At 47.8% G+C, this 320-nt stretch carries 1 tRNA gene; it reads right to left on the reverse strand.

Annotated features, from left to right (window positions below):
- Positions 1-149: 149 nt before the first annotated feature.
- A tRNA-Leu gene (locus tag LKW28_RS22865) sits at positions 150-236 on the reverse strand.
- Between the last annotated feature and the right edge of the window lie 84 nt (positions 237-320).

The following is a 320-nucleotide window of genomic DNA, read 5'->3' on the forward strand; positions in this document are numbered from 1 at the left end:
AAGGAGTCGAACCCATAGCCTTCTGATCCGTAGTCAGACGCTCTATCCAATTGAGCTACGGGCGCATATTAAAAGTTAATTTCAAATTAGCGACTTTTCTATAATAACACGTCACCGTATCAAATGCAAGTGTTTTTTAAAAGTTTTTTTGGTGCGGTCGAGAAGACTCGAACTTCCACGGGATCAACTCCCACTAGGCCCTCAACCTAGCGCGTCTGCCATTCCGCCACGACCGCGAACGAATGAAGCAAAGTGCGGGTGAAGGGACTCGAACCCCCACGTCAAAGACACTAGATCCTAAGTCTAGCGCGTCTGCCAAT

Source organism: Bacillus sp. REN16 (assembly GCF_020731355.1).
Taxonomy (GTDB): domain Bacteria; phylum Bacillota; class Bacilli; order Bacillales; family Bacillaceae_L; genus Ferdinandcohnia.